The sequence below is a fragment of the Microbulbifer maximicatervae (SeqCode) genome, from assembly GCF_052467305.1.
In genome coordinates this window covers 4843320-4865191 of record NZ_CP174306.1, presented here as the reverse complement: position 1 = coordinate 4865191, position 21872 = coordinate 4843320, and the positions used below count along the sequence as shown (strand labels likewise).

Genomic DNA, 21872 nt, shown 5'->3' with positions numbered 1-21872 from the left:
AAAAGAGAAGAATAATCAGGTATTTAATCTAAAAAGAATGCTTATTGTGTGATTATTAGACCTTTTTTGCCAACACAACCTCCACTCCAAATATGAGACAAAAATATTGCAGTTTGTGCCACTAAAGGAGCTTGTGTTTTCAGCTATCTAAAAGAAAGTTTTGCTTACAACAGAGGACATCTTGAAAAGATTGAATCCCACCCACAGGTTGTGAATGGGATTCAGGGTAGGCTTAGGCAGACTTCTGTTCTTCAATAAACCGCTGCATCTGCTCTTCCAGCATCGAAAGAGGCAAAGCACCATTACTTAGCAGTGCATCGTGAAACGATCGCAAATCAAACTTATCGCCAAGCTCTTTTTCCGCAAGAGCTCGCAGCTGTCGAATTTTAATTTCCCCCATCTTGTAAGATAGCGCCTGACCCGGCCAGGATATATAGCGATCTACTTCTGCACGTACATTAGCCGGAGAGAGGGATGTATTATTGGAAAGAAAGTTTAATGCCTGCTGTCGTGACCACCCCTGAGAATGAATTCCAGTATCAATCACAAGGCGCGCGGCACGCCACATTTCATAGCTGAGTCGCCCAAAGTGCTCATAGGGAGTGGTGTACAGTCCCATCTCTTTACCCAGTCGCTCTGAATAAAGGGCCCAGCCTTCTCCATAAGCACTCAGGTAAAGGTTGCGACGAAAGTCCGGTACATTCTCAAGCTCTTGCGAGAGAGCATTTTGTAAATGATGGCCCGGTACCGCTTCATGCAAGGTAAGAGCAGGTAGCTCATACAAGGGACGCTGGTCCAGCCCGTGAGTATTCAACCAGTAGGCACCACCGCGAGTACCGCCAATGGCGGCTGGATTATAGGAGGCCGTAGTGTAGTTAGGTGCTATTTCACTGGGAACTGGTACCACACCATAGGGAGTACGCGGCAGTAAGTTAAAGAACTCCGGCAATACATAGTCAATACGCTTGGATATATAGGCCGTTTCCTTGAGCAGCTGTTCCGGCGTTTTAGCGTAAAACTGTGGGTCTGTGCGCAGGAATTGGGTGAATTCTGTAAAGCTGCCCTTAAAGCCTGACTCCTTGATCAGGGCTTTCATTTCCGCACGGATTCTCTTCACTTCTGCAAGGCCCGTGCGATGAATCTCCGCAGGGTCCAGATCCAGGGACACGTAGTAGCGGATGTTGTGGCGATAGTAGTCACTACCACCAGGCATCTGTTCAGCACCCAAAGTCTTTGTGGCCGCCTTCAGGTAATCGCCCTCAAGGAAATCCGCTACTCGTCCAAATGCGGGAATAGCTACTTGCTTAATCACAGCTAAACCCTGCTCTCGCAGACGCTTCTGCTCATCGGGCGCGATGGTTTGCGGCATCTCAGCAAAAGGCTTATACAAGCTGCTTTTACTGGGATCTTTATATACTTGAGCGCGTACCGTTGGCGCTATACCTTCTACAACGATTTTGGGCAACACAAAGCCAGAGCGAATACCTTCGCGCATATTGGCAATGTTCTCATCGAAGTAGCGACCAAATTCACCGATACGGGCAATATAGTCCTCGTAATCGGCGATATCCCTCATCGCCAAACCACTATTTGCCTCAAGCGCACTTGCGTAAAAACTTGAGAAGGTGTTTAGGGGAATTCGGTCGAGAAACAGTTCCTCTTCCTCAACTGAGCTGGCAAGAACCCAAGAGAGAAGCTCACTATTGACGCGGTCTGAAGCACTTAACTTACTTTGATCGATAGCCTCAAGGCGCCGGATAAAGGCCTGCTCAGCCTCTATACGACGTTGACGATCCTCTGCAGTTACCCCGGGCAGTTCTCGATTGTAATCGGAAACGCCAACTCGCCCGGCAGTAATCGGGTCTTCTCTCAGCGTGTATTGCCAGTGATCCTTAAGAACACTTTGAAGCTCTTCTGTAGCAGTTGCTGCCCAGGCTGAGGGCATCAATAGGCTAGTGGCAATAAGCGGTCCTGTTAGGGACTTGAGGTAGTAGGTAAGTGATTTCTTGAATTTCACCCTTGGCTCCGTAGTGCTGTTGGCATCTAAAAAGAACAACAGAGCTTGCTCTTTTAGTTACCCTACAGAGTAGGCGTGGCAAGCTTGTACCAGCACTATACACGAAGGATGGATAATAGTGACTCAGCGGAATAGACATACCGCCACAAGCAGGGTGGAGGAGTATAATTTCCTCCACCAAGCGGTCAATCAGTTGGCTGGCAACTTAGGTGGCATGCGCATAACAGCGCACGTCATAGCTCCCACTCAGACCAATGGCATACATAGATGTATTCCAGAAAGAGTTTACAAACCAGTTGCGGAATGCGTTCTTGGTTGGGAACCAGAATTCTCCAAAATTTGGGTCGAAAAACAACACATCTTCCGCAACCCAGGCTGCCATGGCGTGGGCACCCACCTTACCTGAAATACCGATTTTCTTGTAAGAGCCAGCGCTTCTCGTCGGCTCCCTAATAATTTCATCGGCAAGCGCTGCAGAGTTGCGCATAGTAGTTTGCCCACGATCTAAACGAGGGCCTGTGACCACGTGAATTTGGCGCTGACCATTTGGCCCAGCGATACCCACACCGCCATTATTCTGAAGAGGCAGAATATTGTGAGATTGCAGCCACGTCTCTGAGACCTGATCCTGGTTTGGTGCATTTCCACCAATCTGGTGCAAGGTCATCACATGGAAAAGATGCTGCTCACTCAATGTATTATTGGGGAAGAGCCAATTCCAAAGGCTTCCATCCTCTGCGTGAAATTTGATCCAGTGGGCACTCAGGGATTCACAGACTCCGCCAGCAGTATCCTGGTGTATGGTGATCTGTGCCTTCACCGGATCCAAACATTGACTGAAATTATATTGAAGTGTGCCACCGTGCTGGGCCACAGATCTCTGAACAGGACCAACCCTTGTCCCGGTAAGTGCAAGTACTGTTTTATCAAACCAAATCGGCATGTCCATCTCCCCTGTATTCACAATGTAGAAACACTTATTCAGCGATTAGTTAACTACTTCTGAGAAGTGCTTTCCGGTATATGCATTAGATTGAAACAGAAAAATTACAGGGCAGATAGGTGTCCATTTTTTTTTAAAATCGACTCTGGCACTCTTTTCTCAGGCCAAAGATAGCAGTTCGAAATAGATTGAGGCGCAAGTATTTATTTGACTCTGGCACTATTTTTTATGGGTAAGAATATCACAGCTATTTACGATTAATTTCATGTTAGAACAGACCCAACTACGCTTGCCAGTCAGATTACACGGGTCCTTTAATTCGACTCTGGTACTATTTTTGGTGCAAAAAAATTGACCTATGACATGGAAACTATCTAAATGGAAATATTTTTTTGCAGTTGGCGACAATTGGTTTTATCTTTCCAGAGATAGAGCTTATTACCTCCAGATAATTACGACTTGAAAATGAGTCAATGATAAGAAGTGAAATAGGTAGAAGTAGTGACAACTAAAAAAGGCAGCCGGGTGAACCCGGCTGCCGAGCGCCCATGGGGGAAGGGCTAAGAGGAAAAAATTGGTAGTGGATTGCTAACCCCTATAAAACAGCTACTGCCAATTTATGTGCGGCGAGCGTAAGAGCGAACTTCATAGCCACCGCTTAGCCCTACTGAATACATAGAGTTATGCCAAAATGATTGGGTAAACCAATTAAAGAATGAATTTCTGGATTCGAACCAGAATTCACCAAAGTTGGGGTCAAAAAAAGTAATGTCCTGCGCAACCCAGGCAGCCATTGCATGACCTGCAAAAGTGCCATCAAGGCCTATCTTCTTATAGCATCCAGCACCACCCGTCTGATCTAAAATAATCTCCCTTGCCAAAGCATTGGGAGAGAAAACGCCACTCTGGCCTTGCGCTCTACGGGAATGATGAATACCCCGAACAGTATTTCCTCCCCGGCCATTAGGGAAAGCACCACCAAATACATTTTGACTGGTGGGGAAAATATTCTGTGTGCTGAGCCAGGCTTCTGTAGTTGCGTCTTGGTTATTCTGTGTGCCCGCCTGTTGCAGGGTCATTACGTGAAATAAGTGCTGTTCATCCAGTGCACCCGCCGGCATTAACCAATCCCACAAGCTCCCTCCATCAGAGTGATACTTGATCCAAAAAGCGGAAAGCGCTTCACAAACACCACCGGAAGTATCTTCGTGAATAGTGATTTGTGCTTTTACCGGATCCTTACACTGGCTGAAGTTGTATGTCAGTTGACCCCGATGATTGGCTACAGATTGTTGTACGGGGTTTACGCGTGTTCCAGTTACAGCGAGAACGGTTTTATCGACCCAAATAGGCATATTCGATCCCTCATTTTATGAGATAAAAACGCTGCACAAATCCTTTTTTAAAAACTGAAAATTTGTAGCGCCTGTGAATTGGGCGGGCATTGAACCAGAAAAGTTCCAGGGCCAACAGAGTATAAAAGCGCTTTTTAAATCGACTCTGGCACTATTTTTTTATCTAGCGTTAATCTTGCCTGAATCCTACTTTGTTGAAATCTATTAGCCGAAAATAATCTGACAACAAACAATATTTAGCCGTTTCCAACTGCGAAGACAAAATAGAGATAAGAAGATATTTTTACTTATAAATATTTATCATTCTTAATCTCAAATAGGACACATAGCAATTTATAGAAAGTACACTTTTACAAAACTCATCAGTTTAAAAAAGTGGCTTGTAACAACAAACTGCTAAAGTAGGTGTGCAAGTAAAAAGCTATGCAATAAATTGCACAAAAAACTAAGTAACAACGCCTGTGCCGGTCTCTTTGCCAGCACACTTTTAGCCACTCAATACAGCACTACTAAGTTGGTTGTAAAAAATTTAGGCAGGAATGATTCAACAGCAAAGTGGTAGGTAGGATGCCTCGACCAAATTCTGTCCCTAGGTCGTTAACTCCAGGGGATAAAATCCGGTCGAGGTTTGGCTAAGCGGTGTTAAACCTGCTCTACAGTCTGCTCAATACGTCCAAAGATAGATTGCCCTTGATCATCGAGCATTTCGATGGAAATGGTATTTCCAAAGTCCATAAATGGCGTGCTTGCAGAGCCATTCTGGATGGTCTCAATCATGCGAATCTCAGCAATACAGCTGTAACCAACACCGCCTTCTGCTACAGGCTTACCGGGGCCGCCATCCAACTTATTGGACACCGTTCCAGAGCCAATAATGGTGCCTGCGCAAAGTGGACGAGTTCTGGCCGCGTGGGCGACCAGTTGCCCGAAGTGGAAGGTCATATCCACACCGGCATTGGGCTCGCCAAACTTCTCACCATTCAGATGGGAAACCAGTGGCAGATGCAATTTACCCTCGCTCCAGTTTTCACCCAGCTGTTCAGGGGTTACGCAAACAGGGGAGAAAGCACTAGAGGGTTTGGACTGGTAAAAACCAAATCCTTTGGCCAGTTCCGCAGGTATCAATCCGCGCAGGGATACATCATTGACCAACATGACCAACTTGATATGGGACAGTGCATCCTCAGCGGACACCCCCATAGGAACATCGTCGGTGATCACGGCAATTTCTGCCTCGAAGTCGATGCCAAAGCCATTGCTTTGCGGCATCTTTACCGGCTCGCGTGGATCCAGGAAGGTATCGGAACCACCTTGATACATGAGCGGATCGCTGTAGAAGCTCTCCGGCACCTCGGCACCGCGGGCTTTGCGCACCAGCTCAACATGATTCACGTAAGCACTACCGTCGGCCCAGTGATATGCGCGCGGTAAAGGCGAAGCACACAGAGTTTGGTCAAAGGCTTCCCCTTGAATCTCGCCATTTTGCAGGCGTTCGTGTAGCTTCTCCAACTCGCTGCTGACTGATGCCCAATTGTCCAACGCACTCTGCATGGTGGGGGCAATATCGCCAGCTGGCACCATACGGGTAAGATCGTCGCTAACAACAACCAATTGGCCATCGCGGCCGGATTTAAGGCTGGCTAACTTCACTGTGCCTCCCCTTCAGTTTTTTCCACAAATTCTTCTTCCCCATGCATCCAGGCGGCGTGCCTTGGGGCTTTTTTAGTACGTGACCACTCTTCCAACATATCCTCAGCAACCCGCTTCAGCTCTTTGTGCATACCGGGCTTGGCGGTATTGGCGGCCAGCTCGATACGATGGCCGTTGGGGTCGAAGAAGTAGATCGACTGGAAGATAGTGTGATTGGTAGGGCCGAGTACGTCGACCCCGGCCGCTTCCAGTCGCGCTTTGGTCTCAAGCATTTCTTCCATGGACTCCACTTCGAAAGCGATATGCTGTACCCATTTGGGTGTGTTCTCATCGCGCCCCATCTCCGGGGAGTTGGGGATTTCGAAGAAGGCAAGCACATTCCCCATACCCGCATCCATAAAGACGTGCATGTAAGGGTCCGGCTCACCGGTTGAGGGTACCTCGTTTTCGGCAATGGCCAGCTGGAAGTCCATGCCGAGAAGATCGCGGTAGAATTCCACTGTCTCCTTGGCGTCCCTACAGCGATACGCCACGTGGTGAATGCGCTTAATGCCCATTGAAGCCTCCGCTATTATTCCTTTTCTTTAATGACGCCACGCTTGAGCTGGTCGCGCTCAATGGATTCGAACAGGGCCTTAAAGTTACCCTCACCAAACCCTTCATCTTCCTTGCGCTGGATAAACTCAAAGAATACCGGGCCGAGCATATTAGCGGAGAAAATCTGTAGCAGCAGGCGTGGTTGGCCGCCCTCAGTGGTGCCATCCAGCAGGATGCCACGGCTCTGGAATTCTTCAGTAGGTTCACCGTGCCCAGGCAGGCGCTCTTCCAGCATTTCGTAGTAGGTGTCCGGCGGCGGGGTCATAAACTCCATGCCGCGCTCTTTCAAGCGATCCCAACAGGCAATTAAGTCATCACAAGCAAAGGCGATATGCTGGATACCTTCGCCGTTGTACTTCATCAGGAACTCTTCGATCTGGCCGCCGCCACCAGCTGCTTCTTCGTTCAGCGGAATACGGATCTTGCCATCCGGTGCAGTCATCGCCTTGGACAGCAGGCCGGTGTATTCGCCTTTGATATCGAAGTAACGAATCTCGCGGAAGTTGAACAGGTCTTCGTAATACTTGGCCCAGTAATCCATACGGCCGCGATACACGTTGTGGGTAAGGTGATCCAGAGTGTGGAAACCACAACCTTCAGGGCGACGCTCTACGCCTTCTTCCCAGATAAAGTCGATATCGTAGATGGACTCACCATCTTCGTAGCGATCAATCATGTATAGGGTCGCACCGCCAATACCTTTGATTGCCGGCAGGTGCAGTTCCATCGGGCCGGTATTCACATGAACAGGCTGTGCACCTTTACGCAGGGCCTCTTCGTAGGCGAACTTGGCATCTTTTACGCGGAAGGCAAGGCCACAAGCGGAGGGACCGTGCTCCTGGGCGTAGTAATAAGCGTGGCTGTCGGGCTCGTAGTTAGTGATGAAGTTGATATCACCCTGGCGCCACAACTCCACTGCTTTGGAGCGGTGACGGGCGATTTTCTCAAAGCCCATGGCGGTAAAAACGGTTTCAAGGATGCCTTTTTCCGGCGCTGTAAACTCTACGAATTCGAAGCCGTTAAGTCCCATCGGGTTTTCAAATAAGTCGGCCATGCGGTCCTCCATTTCTTATCATCGCAGCACTTCAAAGCGGGGCTGCGGATTGTGGATTTAAAGCGCAAATGAAGTTAGTTGCAGATGTAACTAATGTCAAGAAACTCTGGATCAGCTAACAAATGAGTACTAGAAGAGTATTTTTAGTCACCAGCCTCCAAAGCTAGCGCCTGGGAGAATAACCAGCTGGCAACGGGTCCTTGGACAGGATCGGGAGAGTAATCGGGAGCCGGGTGCGACACAGTGGCTGCGTCACACCCGTGCACAGCCGACTTTATTTACGCGTGCATTTTCCGGTATCGGTACGACACATATGATCCTTGTGAAACTTGCCGGTCATCTGGTCGCACTGGGATTTGCTCACATCTCCGGCACAGGCATTTTCGGCATGCTGGCAGCAACCGGTTTCAGCGGTGCCCATTCCTTTATTGCCGTCCATCCCTTCATCTTTCTTGCGCTGTTCGCAGGCAGACAGGGTCAAAACCATCGCCGCGGCCAGTATCCCAATTGAAGCTTTGAGTCTCATAAAGGCCTCCTAAATACCCGGCTTAGCGGCCGGTGACATGGATATCGCGGAATCTGCCGCGCATTGCTTTGTGCGACCCGCGTAGATTTACCCGACATCTCCACCAGCTCAGGGATTGTGCGATTAGGCGCGCCATCCCATTATCACCCTGCAGATTTACCGGGCCATGCATTGACTGTAGCCCACACTGGCAGCGAAACCATCTGACTGACGGGACATTTACGTTAATTTGCCCCTGACAGCCCATCCAAATAACTGAATACCTTTTTGTATTTGCCAGAGCCGGTACAATCGGCCCCCGTTTGTCGGGTAAAAACCCCGCCTGAATGTATTTATTGAGGACCCCCTATGCTTCTCGCCGCTGCTGCCATCATTGCTGGCTTTATTGTGCTGGTCTGGAGTGCCGATCGTTTTGTGGATGGAGCTGCCGCCACTGCTAAACATTGCGGCATGCCCACACTGTTAATAGGCATGGTGATTGTCGGCTTCGGTACTTCCGCTCCGGAGATGGTGGTCTCAGCCATTGCCGCCTTGAATGGCAACCCCGGCCTCGCCCTGGGTAATGCCTACGGTTCCAATATTGCCAATACCGGTTTGATTCTCGGTTTCAGTGCCCTGCTGATCCCACTATCGGTACACTCAAAGATTGTGCGTAAAGAACTGCCACTGCTGCTGGCAATCACCCTTCTCAGTGGTGCCTTCCTGTGGAATGACCGCTTGGAGCGCTGGGAGGGTATTGTTCTGTTATTCGGTTTCTTCGCCCTGATCGGCTGGAGTATCTTTTCTGCCATGCGCAATAAAGGTGACCAGCTTGAGGGAGAAGTAGAAACTGAGCTGGAAGACAACCCTATGCCACTCGGAACTGCCATATTTTGGTTGGTAGCAGGACTGGTGCTATTGATTGTCAGTTCCCGAATTCTCGTATGGGGAGCAGTAACCATTGCCGAATCTTTGGGGGTCAGTGACCTGGTGATAGGCCTGACTATTGTTGCCCTGGGAACCTCACTGCCGGAACTGGCCGCAACTTTAGTGGCCGCACGAAAAGGTGAGCACGATATCGCCATCGGTAACGTTGTCGGCTCCAATATGTTCAATCTACTGGCGGTGGTTGGCATTGCCGGCACCATTGCTCCCATGAACAACGTACCCCACGAGGTGCTGTCCCGGGACTGGCCGATGGTTCTGGGCCTCACAATTGCCCTGTTTATTTTTGCCTACGGCTTCAAAGGCCAGGGCCGAATCAATCGCTGGGAAGGCTCCGCGCTGCTAATGGCTTACCTCATATATACCGGCTACCTGGTAGGAACCATTACCAAAGCTGCACTCTGATAATATTCGGGGTGGTGCCGCACCACCCCATAGTTACTGCCTGAATTCACCATAATTCGCCACCTCTGCGCCCATTTCTCTTCCCAAAAACTGACTAATATCTGCAACACCTACCAAGGAAAAGTGCAGAGCAGCTTGATGAAGAGAAGCACCATTGGCAAAACCGTAGCGCTAACAGCCCTATTTGGACTCGGTGCAATTTACCTACTCAATGCCTCTTGGCTGGCGACAGCCCAGCAAGGGGAACCGATCCTGATTGCCCATCGCGGCGTCTACCAAACTTACAACCGGGATAATTTGACCCGTGACGAATGCACTGCAGTCCGTATCTATACCCCGGAACACCGCTATCTGGAAAACACTATTCCCTCTATGGAAGCTGCCTTTTCTCATGGCGCGGACATTGTCGAAATCGATATCCATCCCACCACTGATGGCGACTTCGCGGTATTTCACGACTGGACCATAGACTACCGCACGGATGGAACAGGTGTCACCCGGGAACAGTCCATAAAGGACTTAAAGAAGCTGGATATTGGTTACGGCTATACCTTTGATGGCGGCAAGACATTTCCCTTTCGTGGCCAGGGGGTGGGTTTACTTCCCACTTTAAAAGAGGTCTTGCTGCACTTTCCCGGCAAGCAGTTTCTGATCAATATTAAGAGTAATGATCCAACAGAAGCAGAACGATTGGATAACTATCTTCGGCAACACCAATTGCCTATTAATTCCCGGCTCATGGTCTACGGTGGCGATCGCCCAATTAAAAGGATACGGCAGTTGCGGCCAAATGCATTGGCCTTCAGCAAGACAAGCGCCAAACACTGTGCTTTGCAATATGCACTGTTCGGTTGGAGTGGCTACTTTCCCGAGTCTTGCCGGAACAGTATTGTTGTTGCACCCAATACCTGGCGATGGGCTTTGTGGGGTTGGCCCAATCGCTACTCTGAACGAGTGGCCAAAGCCAATAGCTTGGTGATGGCAGTGGACCATAAAAATGGCAAGCGGGGCTTGCCCGGTATTTACACACCGGAAGAGCTCAGTTTTCTACCCGAAGGATATAGCGGAGCTATTTGGATTGAGAAGATCGAGCTGATTGGTCCATATCTACAAGCAAGACAATAGATAACCTTAGCGTTTTCGACCTTTCTCCAGCCGTGCCAGATGCGCCTGAAGACGCTCTATTTCTTCCAGCAGCTCTATCGCTAATGCAGCGCCGGCAAGATTTACCCCCAGATCTCGCTCCAGGCTGTAAACCCGGCGCACCCGGCGCACACAAATTCCGCTAAAGCGCCACTGCACTTCCCTGCTACGCGGCTCAATAATTCCCTCCTCAACCAAGGCAATAATGCGCTCCGCCGGCACACCACAAGCCCGACACAGTTCACTCAAAGTTAACTCACTCTCTTCATCCAGGAGAACACCGCTAAGCTGCTCAACCTTTTTAGGCATCACAATTATCCTCCCATGGACTGACGCGGATTGAAGTTGAATGCGCCGCCAAACTGACGGTATGCCTCGCGTTCAATATCAGTAGTGGCTGGCGGCGTAACAGTTTGCATCACTATATACATATCCCCCGGCTGCTTTGCCGGGATACCGCGGCCCTTGAGGCGCAGTTTTTTACCATTGGTGCTGTTTGCTGGAATGGTCACTTTAATGGGACCATCGGGAGTGGGTACCTGAACTTTGGCTCCAAGCGTTATCTCCCAGGGAGCCAAAGGCAAATCCAGGTAAACCGTTTTACCTTCTGTATGGAAAAGGGGATGGGGGTTGAAAGCAATTTCCAGGTAGAGATCACCAGGCTTACCTTCTCCAATGCCAGGCTCACCCTGTCCAGCTAAGCGAATCTGTTGCCCTTCAGTGATCCCCTTGGGAATTTTTATATTAAGAGTGCGCTCACGCAGTTGCGGTCGCCCATCTGCACCCAATACCGAGTGCTTTAAGGTTACTTGGCGTGTACCGCCACGATAACTATCTTCGAGGTCTACTGTGATGCGGGCATAGGTATTTTCACCCTGGGCACTATAAGAGCGGCGCTGCCCCCGCCCATAAGCCTGACGAAACCCGCCGCGGCCAAACAAGCTTTCAAAGAAGTCACTAAAAGCTTCAGGATCAGCTTCGGTATATCCACCACCGTGAAACTCAAAACCCTGGTCCCAATTGGGGGGCGGTCGGAAATCCTGGCCAGACTGAAAACCACTGCCGAGCTGATCGTAAGCAGCTCGCTTCTCTGGATCCTTCAATACTTCATAGGCCTCATTTACTTCCTTAAAGTGTTCTTCGGCGCCCTCCTCTTTACTGACATCCGGATGATATTTACGTGCTAATTTCCGATAGGCACGCTTAATCTGTGCCTGATCCGCACTCCGATCCAGGCCGAGTATTTTGTAATAGTCCTTGTATTCCATGGCTTTAATAAAAGCCGATGGTGACGGGATTCGCCATATATTTATGATATAAAATCGGCAAGAAGGTTAGTTGAGATCCTCCCCCTTCAACTAAGATTTAATAATACGGCGCCGATTAGATAAACGACGCCAAGTTACAGTATTAATAACCGGTCTCGTAAAACATTGATCCATCTAGATACTCGATAGACCCATCGGTATAGTGAATATAGACCTCGGCAGGATTTGAGGCGTAAGCTCGCACTGTCACAGAACAGTACAAACCAGAGCTACAACCTTTAATCCAATTCACATAATCTATAGATTTTGTAATATTTACTATTTCCCAGCTTCCTGAAGTTGAGGTTCCAAAACTAAAATCCAAACCACCACAACGATTTGTTCCGTTGCCAATTACTTGCCCCCCTGCTTTGACGTTAAGGTTGCATTTAAGATCAGCAGAAAATGCAGGCAATGCAATGGCGGAGCCAACCAGCAAAGACAGTACTATTAATATTTTTTTGACATTCATTTGTAGAACCTTAAGATTATTTATTATTAATTGACAAACCAAAAACAACAAACCTCGTTAATGATGCTATCACCGCCAATAAACACTTCCCATAACAACAAAAATACAAATTAGATAAATAATATGAACTGGCTATCAATATAATTAAACTAATATCCAATAGCATGAAATTTCAAAGGAGACACTTGTTCCGGATACTTGAAATCAATGAACAGCCAAAAAAAATGAGATCCAAAGCCACTTTATAACTAACATTATTCGAATAATGCAAGAATGAAGAGGATAGATATATAGATAAGTTAAAGGGATTTAACTACAACTACTCAACTTCTACTTATAAAAAATATATTAATGTATTTAACAGAGAACCAAATTTTCTTTGGTTCCCCAAAAAACAACCTCTATCGGAGACTATCGTTCAGCCGAATAAGGATCTTCCGCATTTAAATAGGCCAAAACATCTGCTTTCTGTTCGGTTGAATTCAGCCACTTGCGAACTTCTTTAGCTTTATCATATAAGTCATCGCCAAATTTACTCCGATACATTTCAGAAAAAGTATCTTGGGCCTTGTTCTCCCTGATCTTTTTCTGCCATTCATGAGTAACTAAAAAGTTAAGTGAGCCAGCAAGCCCTTCAGCTTTTAGTAAATCCCATTCGCCTTTATCTAACCAGACTCCACCGACAACAGTACTGTAATCAATACGATGTTCACTACTAGCTATAATTTTTATCTTTTGCATTATGGAGCCAGACACCGGGCACAAGATAGCTCGCTTAGTATCTTCGGAAACTACATCATTCAGATTACTAATATCTTCTGAAAATTTGTATTCAGGATTTTGTCTTTTCCAGCTTAAGTAATCTTCAATGAGAATCCAGTTACCCTCACAGGAAGAACAAGTATATCCACGAAATAACTCTTCGATAAATCCTGGTTTAAGAACGCCATCTTTACAGCTGGTACAGCGCTTCATATTTTGCACCTTAATAAAAAATAACCCGGATCTACCTATTTAGATCCGGGCTATAAGAATCATTTATTTCCAAAATAATAGTGAGTTTTGTACTATATAATTTAAAAAATGTACGTTGCTCTAACTATCAATCTCAGTGGTCTTATTCAGGTCACCAACTCCAGCTTCTTTTAAGAGTGAGTCTACCAGTGGAGCCATAGCCCGATGTTTTAGAGCACTACCAACCAGAGCTTCAGGCAAGCTTTGTCCTTTGGATTCAGCATCACCATCTAAAATTCCGCTGCTTACTCTACCATCAATACCATTTAAGCCCTCAACAGAGATAATTTTCATTCCCTCAATACTTTCCATCGGCTTAACGCTTTCACGGATAATATTGGGCAGATTTTCGTGCAGACTGAGGACCTTCTTAAGTGCAATCTGGGCCTCATTAAGGCTATTAAAAGCCTCATTCATTAGGCGCTGCCCCTCAGCGTCCACCGCATATTTTTCACGATCAGCTTCAACTTTAATACGAATAGCCTCAGCTTCAGCAGCAGCCTGTAAGCGCAATGCTTCGGCCTTATCCTCTGCAGCTGCTTTTTCCGCATCGGCCATTACTTTAATACCCGTGGCCTGACGTTCCGCTACTTTTTGAGCTTCAATAATTTCAATGCGCTTATCACGCTCGGCAACTTCAACATCCTGAGCTGTGCGAACTTGCTCTTCGGCTTTTACTGCTTCAGCTCGAGCTACGTTAGCCTGTTGGTCCGCAAGAGATTGCTCTTTAGACTTTTCTGCAACAGCAATTGCACGTTCCTGCTTGGCAATTTCCACTGATTTCTCTTTGGAAATACGCTGCTCATCGAGAATACGCTCACCTTCAATCTCTTGCTCTTTCAAGCGACGCTCTTTCTCGATTTCCAGTAACTTAGTTGCCTGTTCCGCAGCAATTTGAGATTGGCTCACTTCGCGCTGGGCTTCAATTTCAGCCTTGCGTGCTGCGCGCTCCTGCTCAGCTAGTTCACGGGCAATATCCGCCTTCTGGGCAGCTTCGCGATTTTCCAGCTCGCGCTGTTGCTCCAGACGTGCGTAACGTTTTTCTTTTTCAATTTCTAATTTCTGGCGTTCAGCTTCGAGGTTTTTCTTCTCGATCTGCACCATGGTTTCCTGTTCTACATCATTGACCTCTTTACGGCGCACCTCAATAGAGCGGGTCATGCTGGCGAGGCCCTCGGCATCAAACACATTATCCTGATTGAAGAATTCTTTATGGGTTTGATCCAAACCGGTCAAAGATACAGCCTCGAGTTCCAATCCATTTTTTAATAGATCTTCGGAAACTACCTGCTGAACTTTTTGTACAAACTGGCTGCGCTGCTCATGTAGCTCCGCCATTTCCATTTCTGCAGCTACCGAGCGCAATGCATCAACAAATTTACCCTCGATCATTTCCTTTAACGCTTCGGGGTCTAAAGTACGCAGCCCCAAAGTCTGTGCAGCATTAGCTATCGCATCTACATCCGGCTTTACTCGCAGATAAAATTCAGCAAGTACATCAACACGCATGCGGTCCTTGGTAATCAGCGCTTGATGCTCTTTACGGGAAACCGCCAGACGCAAAGTGTTCATGTTTACCGGAATGATTTCATGCAAAACCGGAAATACAGGTGCGCCACCATTCATAATAACCTTTTGCCCGCCCATACCGGTCCGTACAAATGAGCGCTCTTTCGAGGCTCTGGTATACAGGCGTGCAAATATAGCCCCGCTAACAATCAAGGCCACTAATATGGTACCGCCAATAAATAATAAAAACGAAAAATTTCCTATCACTGCTAGTATCTCCATTTAGTTATTCTCTATAAGATGTATGCTGCTGGGGCGTGTTACTCGAAAATGTGCTCCCAGCTCTTCAACCAGTAACACCTTCTCCCCCTGATTAAATGTTTCACTTTCATCCGGTTCCACCATCACATAATGTGTAGTTCCGTATTCATCACTAAAACGTGCTTCTGCTGGTGAACCGATTTCTGCTTTACCGATCGTAATAATCGCTACGCGGCCAATAAAGGAATTTCTCTTAACTGCCTCGGATTCATCACCCACAGCAAAGCGCCGCATAATGTTGCCAACAAAACGTACTTGAGGTAAGGCAAGAAAAAAGACTGCCACAGCAAGTAAACCACCCGGCAATAAATATCCAACAAGAGACTCTATGAGCATTTGGGCTACTAGGCCGGTCACTCCAAAGCTAACCAGAAAAGTTACTAACAGTATAAGTGCAGGAACTTCACCGAAACGCAACCACCCAAGCAGCTTAGTCATCCCCCCAGACAACCCTGTATCTGGCACGTCAACATCAAAATCTGGTAATAAATTATCCAGTAAATCTGAAATACCAACACCAATCATTGTCATGACGCCTTCAAGAAGCGCTATCATAAACATTAAAATCAGCGCACCGGTAAAGATCAGGTTTTGGTCTTGCAATAAAAATATCATCAGCCCCCCGATTTAATCTTGGCTAAACGTTCTTTCACACGATTATTTCGCGCGAACTCCTCAAGCTCTGCTAATTTGCTGGTATCTATCCCAGAGTCAAATGTCGATATAGCTGTATTACCTACTGCTCGATTAAATGCATCGGTAGCTTGTTCTACCTGGGCTTTTGGCTTTCTATCCCTGCTATATTCATCGGCAGTAACTCTATTGCTTACCTTTTTATTGGCTGCAATAAATTCTTGTAATTGCTCACGCATTTCACGTTTCTTACCTTGCAGGGCAAGAATATAGGAACCTAGTTCCTTTATTTCTATCTCATTTTCATTGATCGCTTTTTCTAAAATTGGAAGTTGCGCCTCAATATCCATTTGTTTGGCAATGGCGACTTCAGCCAAATCATCACGACCTTCATTTATAGCAATATCAATTTGTTCAGCTAAACGCTTATGACGAGCATTTTCATCGCTTAACGCTCTACTGTTTAGATACTTGGATGCCTCAGCTTTCCCTAACTGATCTCGCACATCTGCAATTGCATCATCCACCTCCCGAATTGCCTGCTCCATCACTGACTCTGGTGCAGTGGCTTCAACCGAGTCCACGACAGCATTGGCGGACACAGAGATTAAACGTGATATGCGCTTTATAAACCCTTCACTCATAACTTATCTCCCGCTCCCAAATAGAAGAATCCACCTTATTAGTAGCTACAAATTTCAAGTGATGTCGAAACAGCATCCAATCTCTCACCATGAATACTGTTTATGCTTTCCTGCTGTGACGGTAAGACAATTTTTCCGCAAAGTATTAGGAGTCTGCAGCAGAGTTTTTATAAGTAGCTCAATAGGATTGGAATCAATACTAAATTATATCAATGCCGTACTCTCTACGAGCAATTCCAATATCATTCAAATTAGTAAACTGCGATGACTTTTCCCAAACAACAAGTCATTAATGGAAGGAACGCTTCTACACAGGAAAGTTATGACCGGGCAGATTTTTTTGCTCTGCCGAACCTCTCTCTACAGCAACCAATTTGCGCATTTTTTACTTTGTGTGACAGCGCTACTGTGATCGATCGACACCATGGTAGGCATAGTCATCCGCCGGTAAACACGCCGAAATTTACTGGAGTCCATTGAGCATGACGTTCCTTTGCCTCACATGCATATAAATGTACACATACCAATAGAGTAGGTCAATCAATAGGAGATAAAATGAGTGGATGACAAGTTTTTAAACGTGGGTCGCTTGCTTTTATGCTTTGCTAAAGTAGCAGCTATTAGCGCTGTAAAACTGAACATTGTGGTTGGCATACAATTCAAAAATCAATTACACGCTATAACAGCAGGCAAATAGTGACATAAAATCAACGCCAACTTATGGTTTTGAAAATATGAACGCTCCCAGTTCTAATTCATCCTTTCAGTGCTTGGAAAATCCTATTCTCAATGTCGATAGCTATAAAACTAGTCATTATCTGCAGTACCCCCCAGGAACATCACATATTAGTAGTTATGTAGAGTGTCGTGGTGGAGAATTTACGTCGACGGTATTCTTTGGCTTGCAGGCGTTTATCAAGCGGTACCTGTGTACCCCCATCAGTTCTCATCACATTGATGAAGCTGAAAATATTTTACCCCCCCATGGACTACCATTTAACAGTGATGGATGGAATCATATTTTAAATGACCATAATGGTTTAATGCCTCTTGAAATTACAGCGATTGAAGAAGGACAAGTAATTCCAGTAACCAATGTTTTAGCTCAGATTATCAATACCTGCCCTTCATGCTTTTGGCTCACCACTTATATTGAAACTGCACTTTTACGGAGCATCTGGTATCCATCAACCGTAGCTACCCAGAGCCGAGAAATAAAGAAAATTATCTCACAGTATTTATTTGAAACAGCGGAAAATCTGGATACGCTGGAATTTCGTTTACATGATTTCGGGGCTCGGGGAGCCAGCAGCCTCGAAACAGCGATGCTGGGAGGTATGGCTCACTTAGTTAATTTTAAGGGGACTGATACGATATCTGGAATATTAGCCGCAAAAAGATTTTACAACGCCGCTGTACCTGGAGCTTCCATTCCCGCCGCTGAACACAGCACAATTATCGCTTGGGGACAACAGCATGAGGAAGATGCTTACCGTAATATACTTGAGCAATTTTCTGGGGAAGGAAAAACTGTGGCTGTTGTCAGCGATAGCTACGATTTATGGAATGCTATAGAGAATATCTGGGGAAAAAAATTAAAGGATAGAGTTACTCATAGTGGCGGCACATTAGTAATAAGGCCTGACTCCGGCAACCCAGAAGAAGTCGTGATAGAAGCAATAGAAAGGTTGATGCGGATATTTGGCTCGCAGAAGAATAAAAAAGGGTATCGATTACTCCCCCCCTTTATTCGCGTTATACAAGGAGACGGTATCACTCGCTTTGTAATCCCGAAAATTCTCCAAGCAATGAAAGAAAACAATCAAAGCACTGAAAATCTGACCTTTGGTATGGGCGGAGGATTACTACAAAAAGTTGACCGCGATATGATGGGATTTGCAATGAAAGCCAGCGCTATCTGTATCAATGGCAGTTGGTACGATATTTTTAAGAATCCGAGAACCGGACCCGAGAAAAGGTCCAAGGGTGGCCGCCTTGCCTTGATTCGCGGCGATGATGGTGCACTTCGAACTATTGCGCAGAGCGACCTAAAATCGGAGGCTAACCTGCTGAGGCCCGTTTACCGCAACGGTATCCTGCTTAAGGATATTACTTTCGACAAAGTTCGAAGAAATGCTGCCCTTTGAATCCCTTTCCACTCTCACAACGTCTTACCCCTACGAAACTTCACTTTACCGATCGAGTACTTTACAACTTTAGGTTGGTCCTGTTAGTTGTGCGTATCCAAAGTCTGACCTCCGTGCACACAAGGCCTCCAGCGTCAGTCGTAATAACAATAAGTACCCGCAGAGAGTGCTCGCGCTCTCGTGGGGTAAAGGTAGCCAATGGAAAGAAGAAAATTCCTCAAGATCGCCGGCGTCGGCTCCAGTGGTATTTTGTTGCCTCTACAGGGCATTCAGGTCAGCGCCGAGCAGCTGCTCAATGAGGGCATGCACAGCTCCCATAAAAGACACCTGGCGGATGTAGTCCTGAATACAGCGCGCAAGGCCGGGGCCAGTTATACCGATGTACGTATCGGCCGCTATCTAAACCAGTATGTTATGACCCGCGAAACCAACGTGGAGAATATCGTCAACACAGAATCCCTTGGCGCTGGTATTCGTGTGATCGCCAATGGTACCTGGGGCTTCGCCGCCACCAACGACCTTACAGCGGATGGCGTCGCCCTTGCCACACGCCAAGCAGTTGCTGTAGCTAAGGCCAATGCGAAATACCAGACCGAACCCGTACTCCTGGCACCAGTAAAAGGCGTGGGGGAGGTCTCCTGGCAGACACCGATCAAACAGAATGCCCTGCAGGTTCCCATTAGTGAAAAAGTCGATTTCCTAATGGATGTTAATAACGCTGCACTCAAGGCTGGGGCCAGCTATATCCGATCTTCCCTGTATTTGGTCAATGAACAAAAGTACTTTGCCTCCAGTGATGGCTCTTATATCGATCAGGATGTCCACCGTTTATGGGCGCCCATGCAGGTGACCGCAGTCGATAAGAAAAGCGGTGCTTTTAAGACTCGCAATGGCCTCGGTGCTCCCGTGGGTAGAGGTTATGAATATCTGGCTGGCCACGAAAAAGATAAAATTCACGGTCAAACCACGCTCTACAAAGCCACTTACGATATGGCCGAGGATGCGGAACTTGCCGCAGAGCAGGCCCGGGCAAAACTAACTGTAAAATCTATCGACCCCGGTAAGTATGACCTGATACTCGAACCCTCGCATCTGAGCCTCACTATTCATGAATCCGTTGGCCACCCGTTGGAGTTGGATCGTGTGCTCGGCTATGAGGCTAACTTGGCAGGTACATCCTTCGCCACCTTAGATAAATGGCGCAGTGGCAACTTCCAGTACGGCAGTGACAAGGTCACCCTGTTCGCCGACAAGGTACAATCGGGTTCCCTCGGTGCCGTGGCCTATGACGACGAAGGGGTAAAATCCAAGCGTTGGGATCTGGTAAAAGATGGCATCCTGGTGAACTACCAGGCTACCCGCGATCAGGTGCATATGATCGACCAAAAGGAATCTCACGGTTGCAGCTATAGCGATAGCTGGTCCAGTGTGCAATTCCAGCGGATGCCCAATGTCTCCCTGGCAGCGGGTGAAGAAAAGTACTCAGCCAAAGACATGATCCGCGATGTGGAAAAAGGCATTTACATTGTCGGACGCGGCTCTTACTCCATCGACCAGCAGCGCTACAACTTCCAGTTCGGCGGGCAGCTATTCTATGAGATCAAAAACGGCGAGATCATCGGCCAGGTAGAGGACGTTGCCTACCAGTCCAACACCCAGGAGTTCTGGAATTCCTGCTCGGCGATTTGCGACAGCAGCGATTACCGCTTGGGCGGCACCTTCTTCGATGGCAAAGGCCAACCTATGCAGCTCAACGCGGTATCCCACGGCTGTTCCACTACCCGTTTTGACCAAATTAATGTAATCAATACCAAGCGCAAGATTTCCTGAGCGGCGCACAAGAATAAGTAATTGGAGAAAAGGCAATGGCCATTCTGAGTAGAAGTGAAGCGAAGCGTATTCTCGAAAAGGTTTTAAAATACAGCCGCGCCGATGAAGCCAGTGCGCAGCTGGCCGGCAGCGAAACCGGCAATATTCGCTACGCGCGCAACAGCGTTTCCACCAGTGGTATCGTCAACGATATCGAACTGGCCGTAGAGGCCCGTTTCGGCAAGAAATCCGGTGTGGCCACTATCAATGAATTCAGCGATGCCTCCCTGGAAAAAGTGATGCGTCGCGCCGAAGAGTTGGCCAAGCTATCTCCGGAAAACCCGGAAGCCATGCCGATGCTGGGACCGCAGAAATATGTCAGCGTAGACGGCTTCGCCAAGTCCACTGCAGATATCACTCCAGACCAGCGCGCCAAGGCTGCGGCAGATTCCATTATTGCAGCCAAGGAAAAGAAAGTGGTTGCCGCAGGTTACCTGGAAGACCAGCGCTCTTTTGCGGCAGTCGCCACCAGTAAAGGCTTGCTCGGCTACCACGCTTCTACCTCTGCCAATTTCACTGTAACTATGCGCACCGAGAATGGCCTGGGTTCTGGTTGGGCCGAAAGTGACGTTACCGATTTCGGTGCAATGAATACCGGCAGCACCTCCTCTGTAGCCATCGACAAAGCGGTCCTGTCCCAGGAAGCCCGTGCCGTGGAACCGGGCAAGTACACCGTGATCCTGGAGCCCAATGCGGTGTCCGGCCTGGTGGGTTACATGATGAGCGGCTTCGATGCGCGCAGTGCCGACGAAGGTCGCAGCTTTATGAGCAAAAAGGGCGGCGGCAACCGTACCGGCGAGAAGATGTTCGACAAGCGCGTAAATTTCTACTCCGACCCCACCAGTCTCGATGTGCCGGCTCAACCCTGGACCGACGGTGATTTTATGCAGCTGGGGCGCACCGAATGGGTGAAAGACGGGGTAGTGAAAAACCTGGCGCGCAGCCGCTACTGGGCGGAGCAAAGCAAAGGCGAAGTGGTCCCTGAGCCCAACAACCTGATAATGATCGGCGGCGATAAATCCACCGAAGAACTGATCAAAAATACCCGTCGAGGTATTTTAGTAAGTCGCACCTGGTATATCCGTTTGGTCGATCCACAGTCCATGCTCCTAACCGGCCTCACACGCGACGGCACCTTCTATATCGAAAACGGCAAGATCAAATACCCGGTGAAGAACTTCCGCTTCAACGAGAGTCCGGTAATCATGCTCAACAATATCGAAGATATGGGCGTACCCCAGCGAGTGAGTATGTGGGGCATGTCCGCCATGATTCCCGCGTTGAAAGTGCGCGACTTCACCTTCAGCAGCCTTTCCGACGCCGTATAACAGCCAGCACCCAT

General features: G+C 47.7%; 20 protein-coding genes. 6 read left to right on the top strand and 14 right to left on the bottom strand.

Features of this window, described 5'->3' with window-relative positions; translation table 11 throughout:
- Window positions 1-232 precede the first annotated feature (232 nt).
- From ACJJI4_RS21260 to ACJJI4_RS21230, 7 genes are all read right to left on the bottom strand, one after another.
- Window positions 233-2017, bottom strand: coding sequence for a DUF885 domain-containing protein (locus tag ACJJI4_RS21260; protein WP_444926381.1), 1785 nt, complete (start codon window positions 2015-2017; stop codon window positions 233-235).
- A gap of 205 nt (window positions 2018-2222) precedes the next feature.
- Window positions 2223-2960, bottom strand: coding sequence for a YopT-type cysteine protease domain-containing protein (locus ACJJI4_RS21255; protein ID WP_413663975.1), 738 nt, complete (start codon window positions 2958-2960; stop codon window positions 2223-2225).
- A gap of 617 nt (window positions 2961-3577) precedes the next feature.
- Window positions 3578-4315 carry a YopT-type cysteine protease domain-containing protein gene (locus ACJJI4_RS21250; RefSeq protein WP_444926380.1) on the bottom strand — a complete coding sequence of 246 codons (738 nt, stop codon included), beginning with the start codon at window positions 4313-4315 and terminating at the stop codon, window positions 3578-3580.
- A 642-nt stretch (window positions 4316-4957) separates the two neighbouring features.
- Entirely contained in the window at window positions 4958-5965 is a 1008-nt protein-coding gene (locus tag ACJJI4_RS21245) for a fumarylacetoacetate hydrolase family protein (RefSeq protein WP_444895534.1), read from the bottom strand.
- Complete coding sequence (locus tag ACJJI4_RS21240) at window positions 5962-6522, bottom strand: VOC family protein (RefSeq protein ID WP_252084079.1); 561 nt, start codon at window positions 6520-6522, stop codon at window positions 5962-5964. Before ACJJI4_RS21240 ends, ACJJI4_RS21245 begins: the two co-directional genes overlap by 4 nt.
- A 14-nt stretch (window positions 6523-6536) precedes the next feature.
- Complete coding sequence (gene hppD, locus ACJJI4_RS21235; RefSeq protein WP_413663972.1) at window positions 6537-7616, bottom strand: 4-hydroxyphenylpyruvate dioxygenase; 1080 nt, start codon at window positions 7614-7616, stop codon at window positions 6537-6539.
- Between the two features lie 274 nt (window positions 7617-7890).
- A complete protein-coding gene (locus tag ACJJI4_RS21230) occupies window positions 7891-8142 on the bottom strand; it encodes a hypothetical protein (RefSeq protein WP_413663971.1) in 252 nt (83 codons plus the stop codon).
- Window positions 8143-8490: 348 nt separating this feature from the next.
- On the opposite strand from ACJJI4_RS21230, the gene ACJJI4_RS21225 reads away from it, so the two are divergent.
- Window positions 8491-9471, top strand: coding sequence for a calcium/sodium antiporter (locus ACJJI4_RS21225; protein ID WP_444926379.1), 981 nt, complete (start codon window positions 8491-8493; stop codon window positions 9469-9471).
- A gap of 138 nt (window positions 9472-9609) precedes the next feature.
- Window positions 9610-10596: a glycerophosphodiester phosphodiesterase family protein gene (locus tag ACJJI4_RS21220; RefSeq protein ID WP_444926378.1), complete on the top strand. Its 987-nt coding sequence runs from the start codon at window positions 9610-9612 to the stop codon at window positions 10594-10596.
- A gap of 6 nt (window positions 10597-10602) precedes the next feature.
- Here the strand turns inward: ACJJI4_RS21220 and ACJJI4_RS21215 are convergent, their stop codons facing one another.
- The 7 genes from ACJJI4_RS21215 to ACJJI4_RS21185 all read right to left on the bottom strand — a co-directional run bounded on the left by ACJJI4_RS21215 (window position 10603) and on the right by ACJJI4_RS21185 (window position 16514).
- Complete coding sequence (locus ACJJI4_RS21215; RefSeq protein ID WP_413665909.1) at window positions 10603-10923, bottom strand: chaperone modulator CbpM; 321 nt, start codon at window positions 10921-10923, stop codon at window positions 10603-10605.
- Between the two features lie 5 nt (window positions 10924-10928).
- Window positions 10929-11882, bottom strand: coding sequence for a DnaJ C-terminal domain-containing protein (locus tag ACJJI4_RS21210; RefSeq protein WP_444926377.1), 954 nt, complete (start codon window positions 11880-11882; stop codon window positions 10929-10931).
- Window positions 11883-12024: 142 nt separating this feature from the next.
- Window positions 12025-12393, bottom strand: coding sequence for a hypothetical protein (locus ACJJI4_RS21205; protein WP_444895538.1), 369 nt, complete (start codon window positions 12391-12393; stop codon window positions 12025-12027).
- A 411-nt stretch (window positions 12394-12804) separates the two neighbouring features.
- The gene (locus tag ACJJI4_RS21200) at window positions 12805-13368 is read right to left on the bottom strand and encodes a TFIIB-type zinc ribbon-containing protein (RefSeq protein ID WP_444926376.1); all 564 of its coding nucleotides are present in this window, start codon (window positions 13366-13368) and stop codon (window positions 12805-12807) included.
- A 120-nt stretch (window positions 13369-13488) separates the two neighbouring features.
- Window positions 13489-15198, bottom strand: coding sequence for a flotillin family protein (locus tag ACJJI4_RS21195; RefSeq protein ID WP_444926375.1), 1710 nt, complete (start codon window positions 15196-15198; stop codon window positions 13489-13491).
- Window positions 15199-15852, bottom strand: a complete 654-nt coding sequence (locus ACJJI4_RS21190; protein WP_444926374.1) for a YqiJ family protein — start codon at window positions 15850-15852, stop codon at window positions 15199-15201.
- The gene (locus tag ACJJI4_RS21185) at window positions 15852-16514 is read right to left on the bottom strand and encodes a PspA/IM30 family protein (RefSeq protein ID WP_444926373.1); all 663 of its coding nucleotides are present in this window, start codon (window positions 16512-16514) and stop codon (window positions 15852-15854) included. Before ACJJI4_RS21185 ends, ACJJI4_RS21190 begins: the two co-directional genes overlap by 1 nt.
- Before the next feature lie 559 nt (window positions 16515-17073).
- Here ACJJI4_RS21185 and ACJJI4_RS21180 point away from each other — a divergent pair.
- The 4 genes from ACJJI4_RS21180 to ACJJI4_RS21165 all read left to right on the top strand — a co-directional run bounded on the left by ACJJI4_RS21180 (window position 17074) and on the right by ACJJI4_RS21165 (window position 21858).
- The gene (locus tag ACJJI4_RS21180) at window positions 17074-17211 is read left to right on the top strand and encodes a hypothetical protein (RefSeq protein WP_282930454.1); all 138 of its coding nucleotides are present in this window, start codon (window positions 17074-17076) and stop codon (window positions 17209-17211) included.
- A 37-nt stretch (window positions 17212-17248) separates the two neighbouring features.
- Window positions 17249-18661 (top strand): nicotinate phosphoribosyltransferase, encoded by a 1413-nt coding sequence (locus ACJJI4_RS21175; RefSeq protein ID WP_444926372.1) that lies wholly within the window; start codon window positions 17249-17251, stop codon window positions 18659-18661.
- A 198-nt stretch (window positions 18662-18859) separates the two neighbouring features.
- Window positions 18860-20491, top strand: coding sequence for a TldD/PmbA family protein (locus ACJJI4_RS21170; protein WP_444926371.1), 1632 nt, complete (start codon window positions 18860-18862; stop codon window positions 20489-20491).
- A 35-nt stretch (window positions 20492-20526) separates the two neighbouring features.
- Window positions 20527-21858 carry a TldD/PmbA family protein gene (locus ACJJI4_RS21165; protein WP_444926370.1) on the top strand — a complete coding sequence of 444 codons (1332 nt, stop codon included), beginning with the start codon at window positions 20527-20529 and terminating at the stop codon, window positions 21856-21858.
- Window positions 21859-21872: the final 14 nt, after the last annotated feature.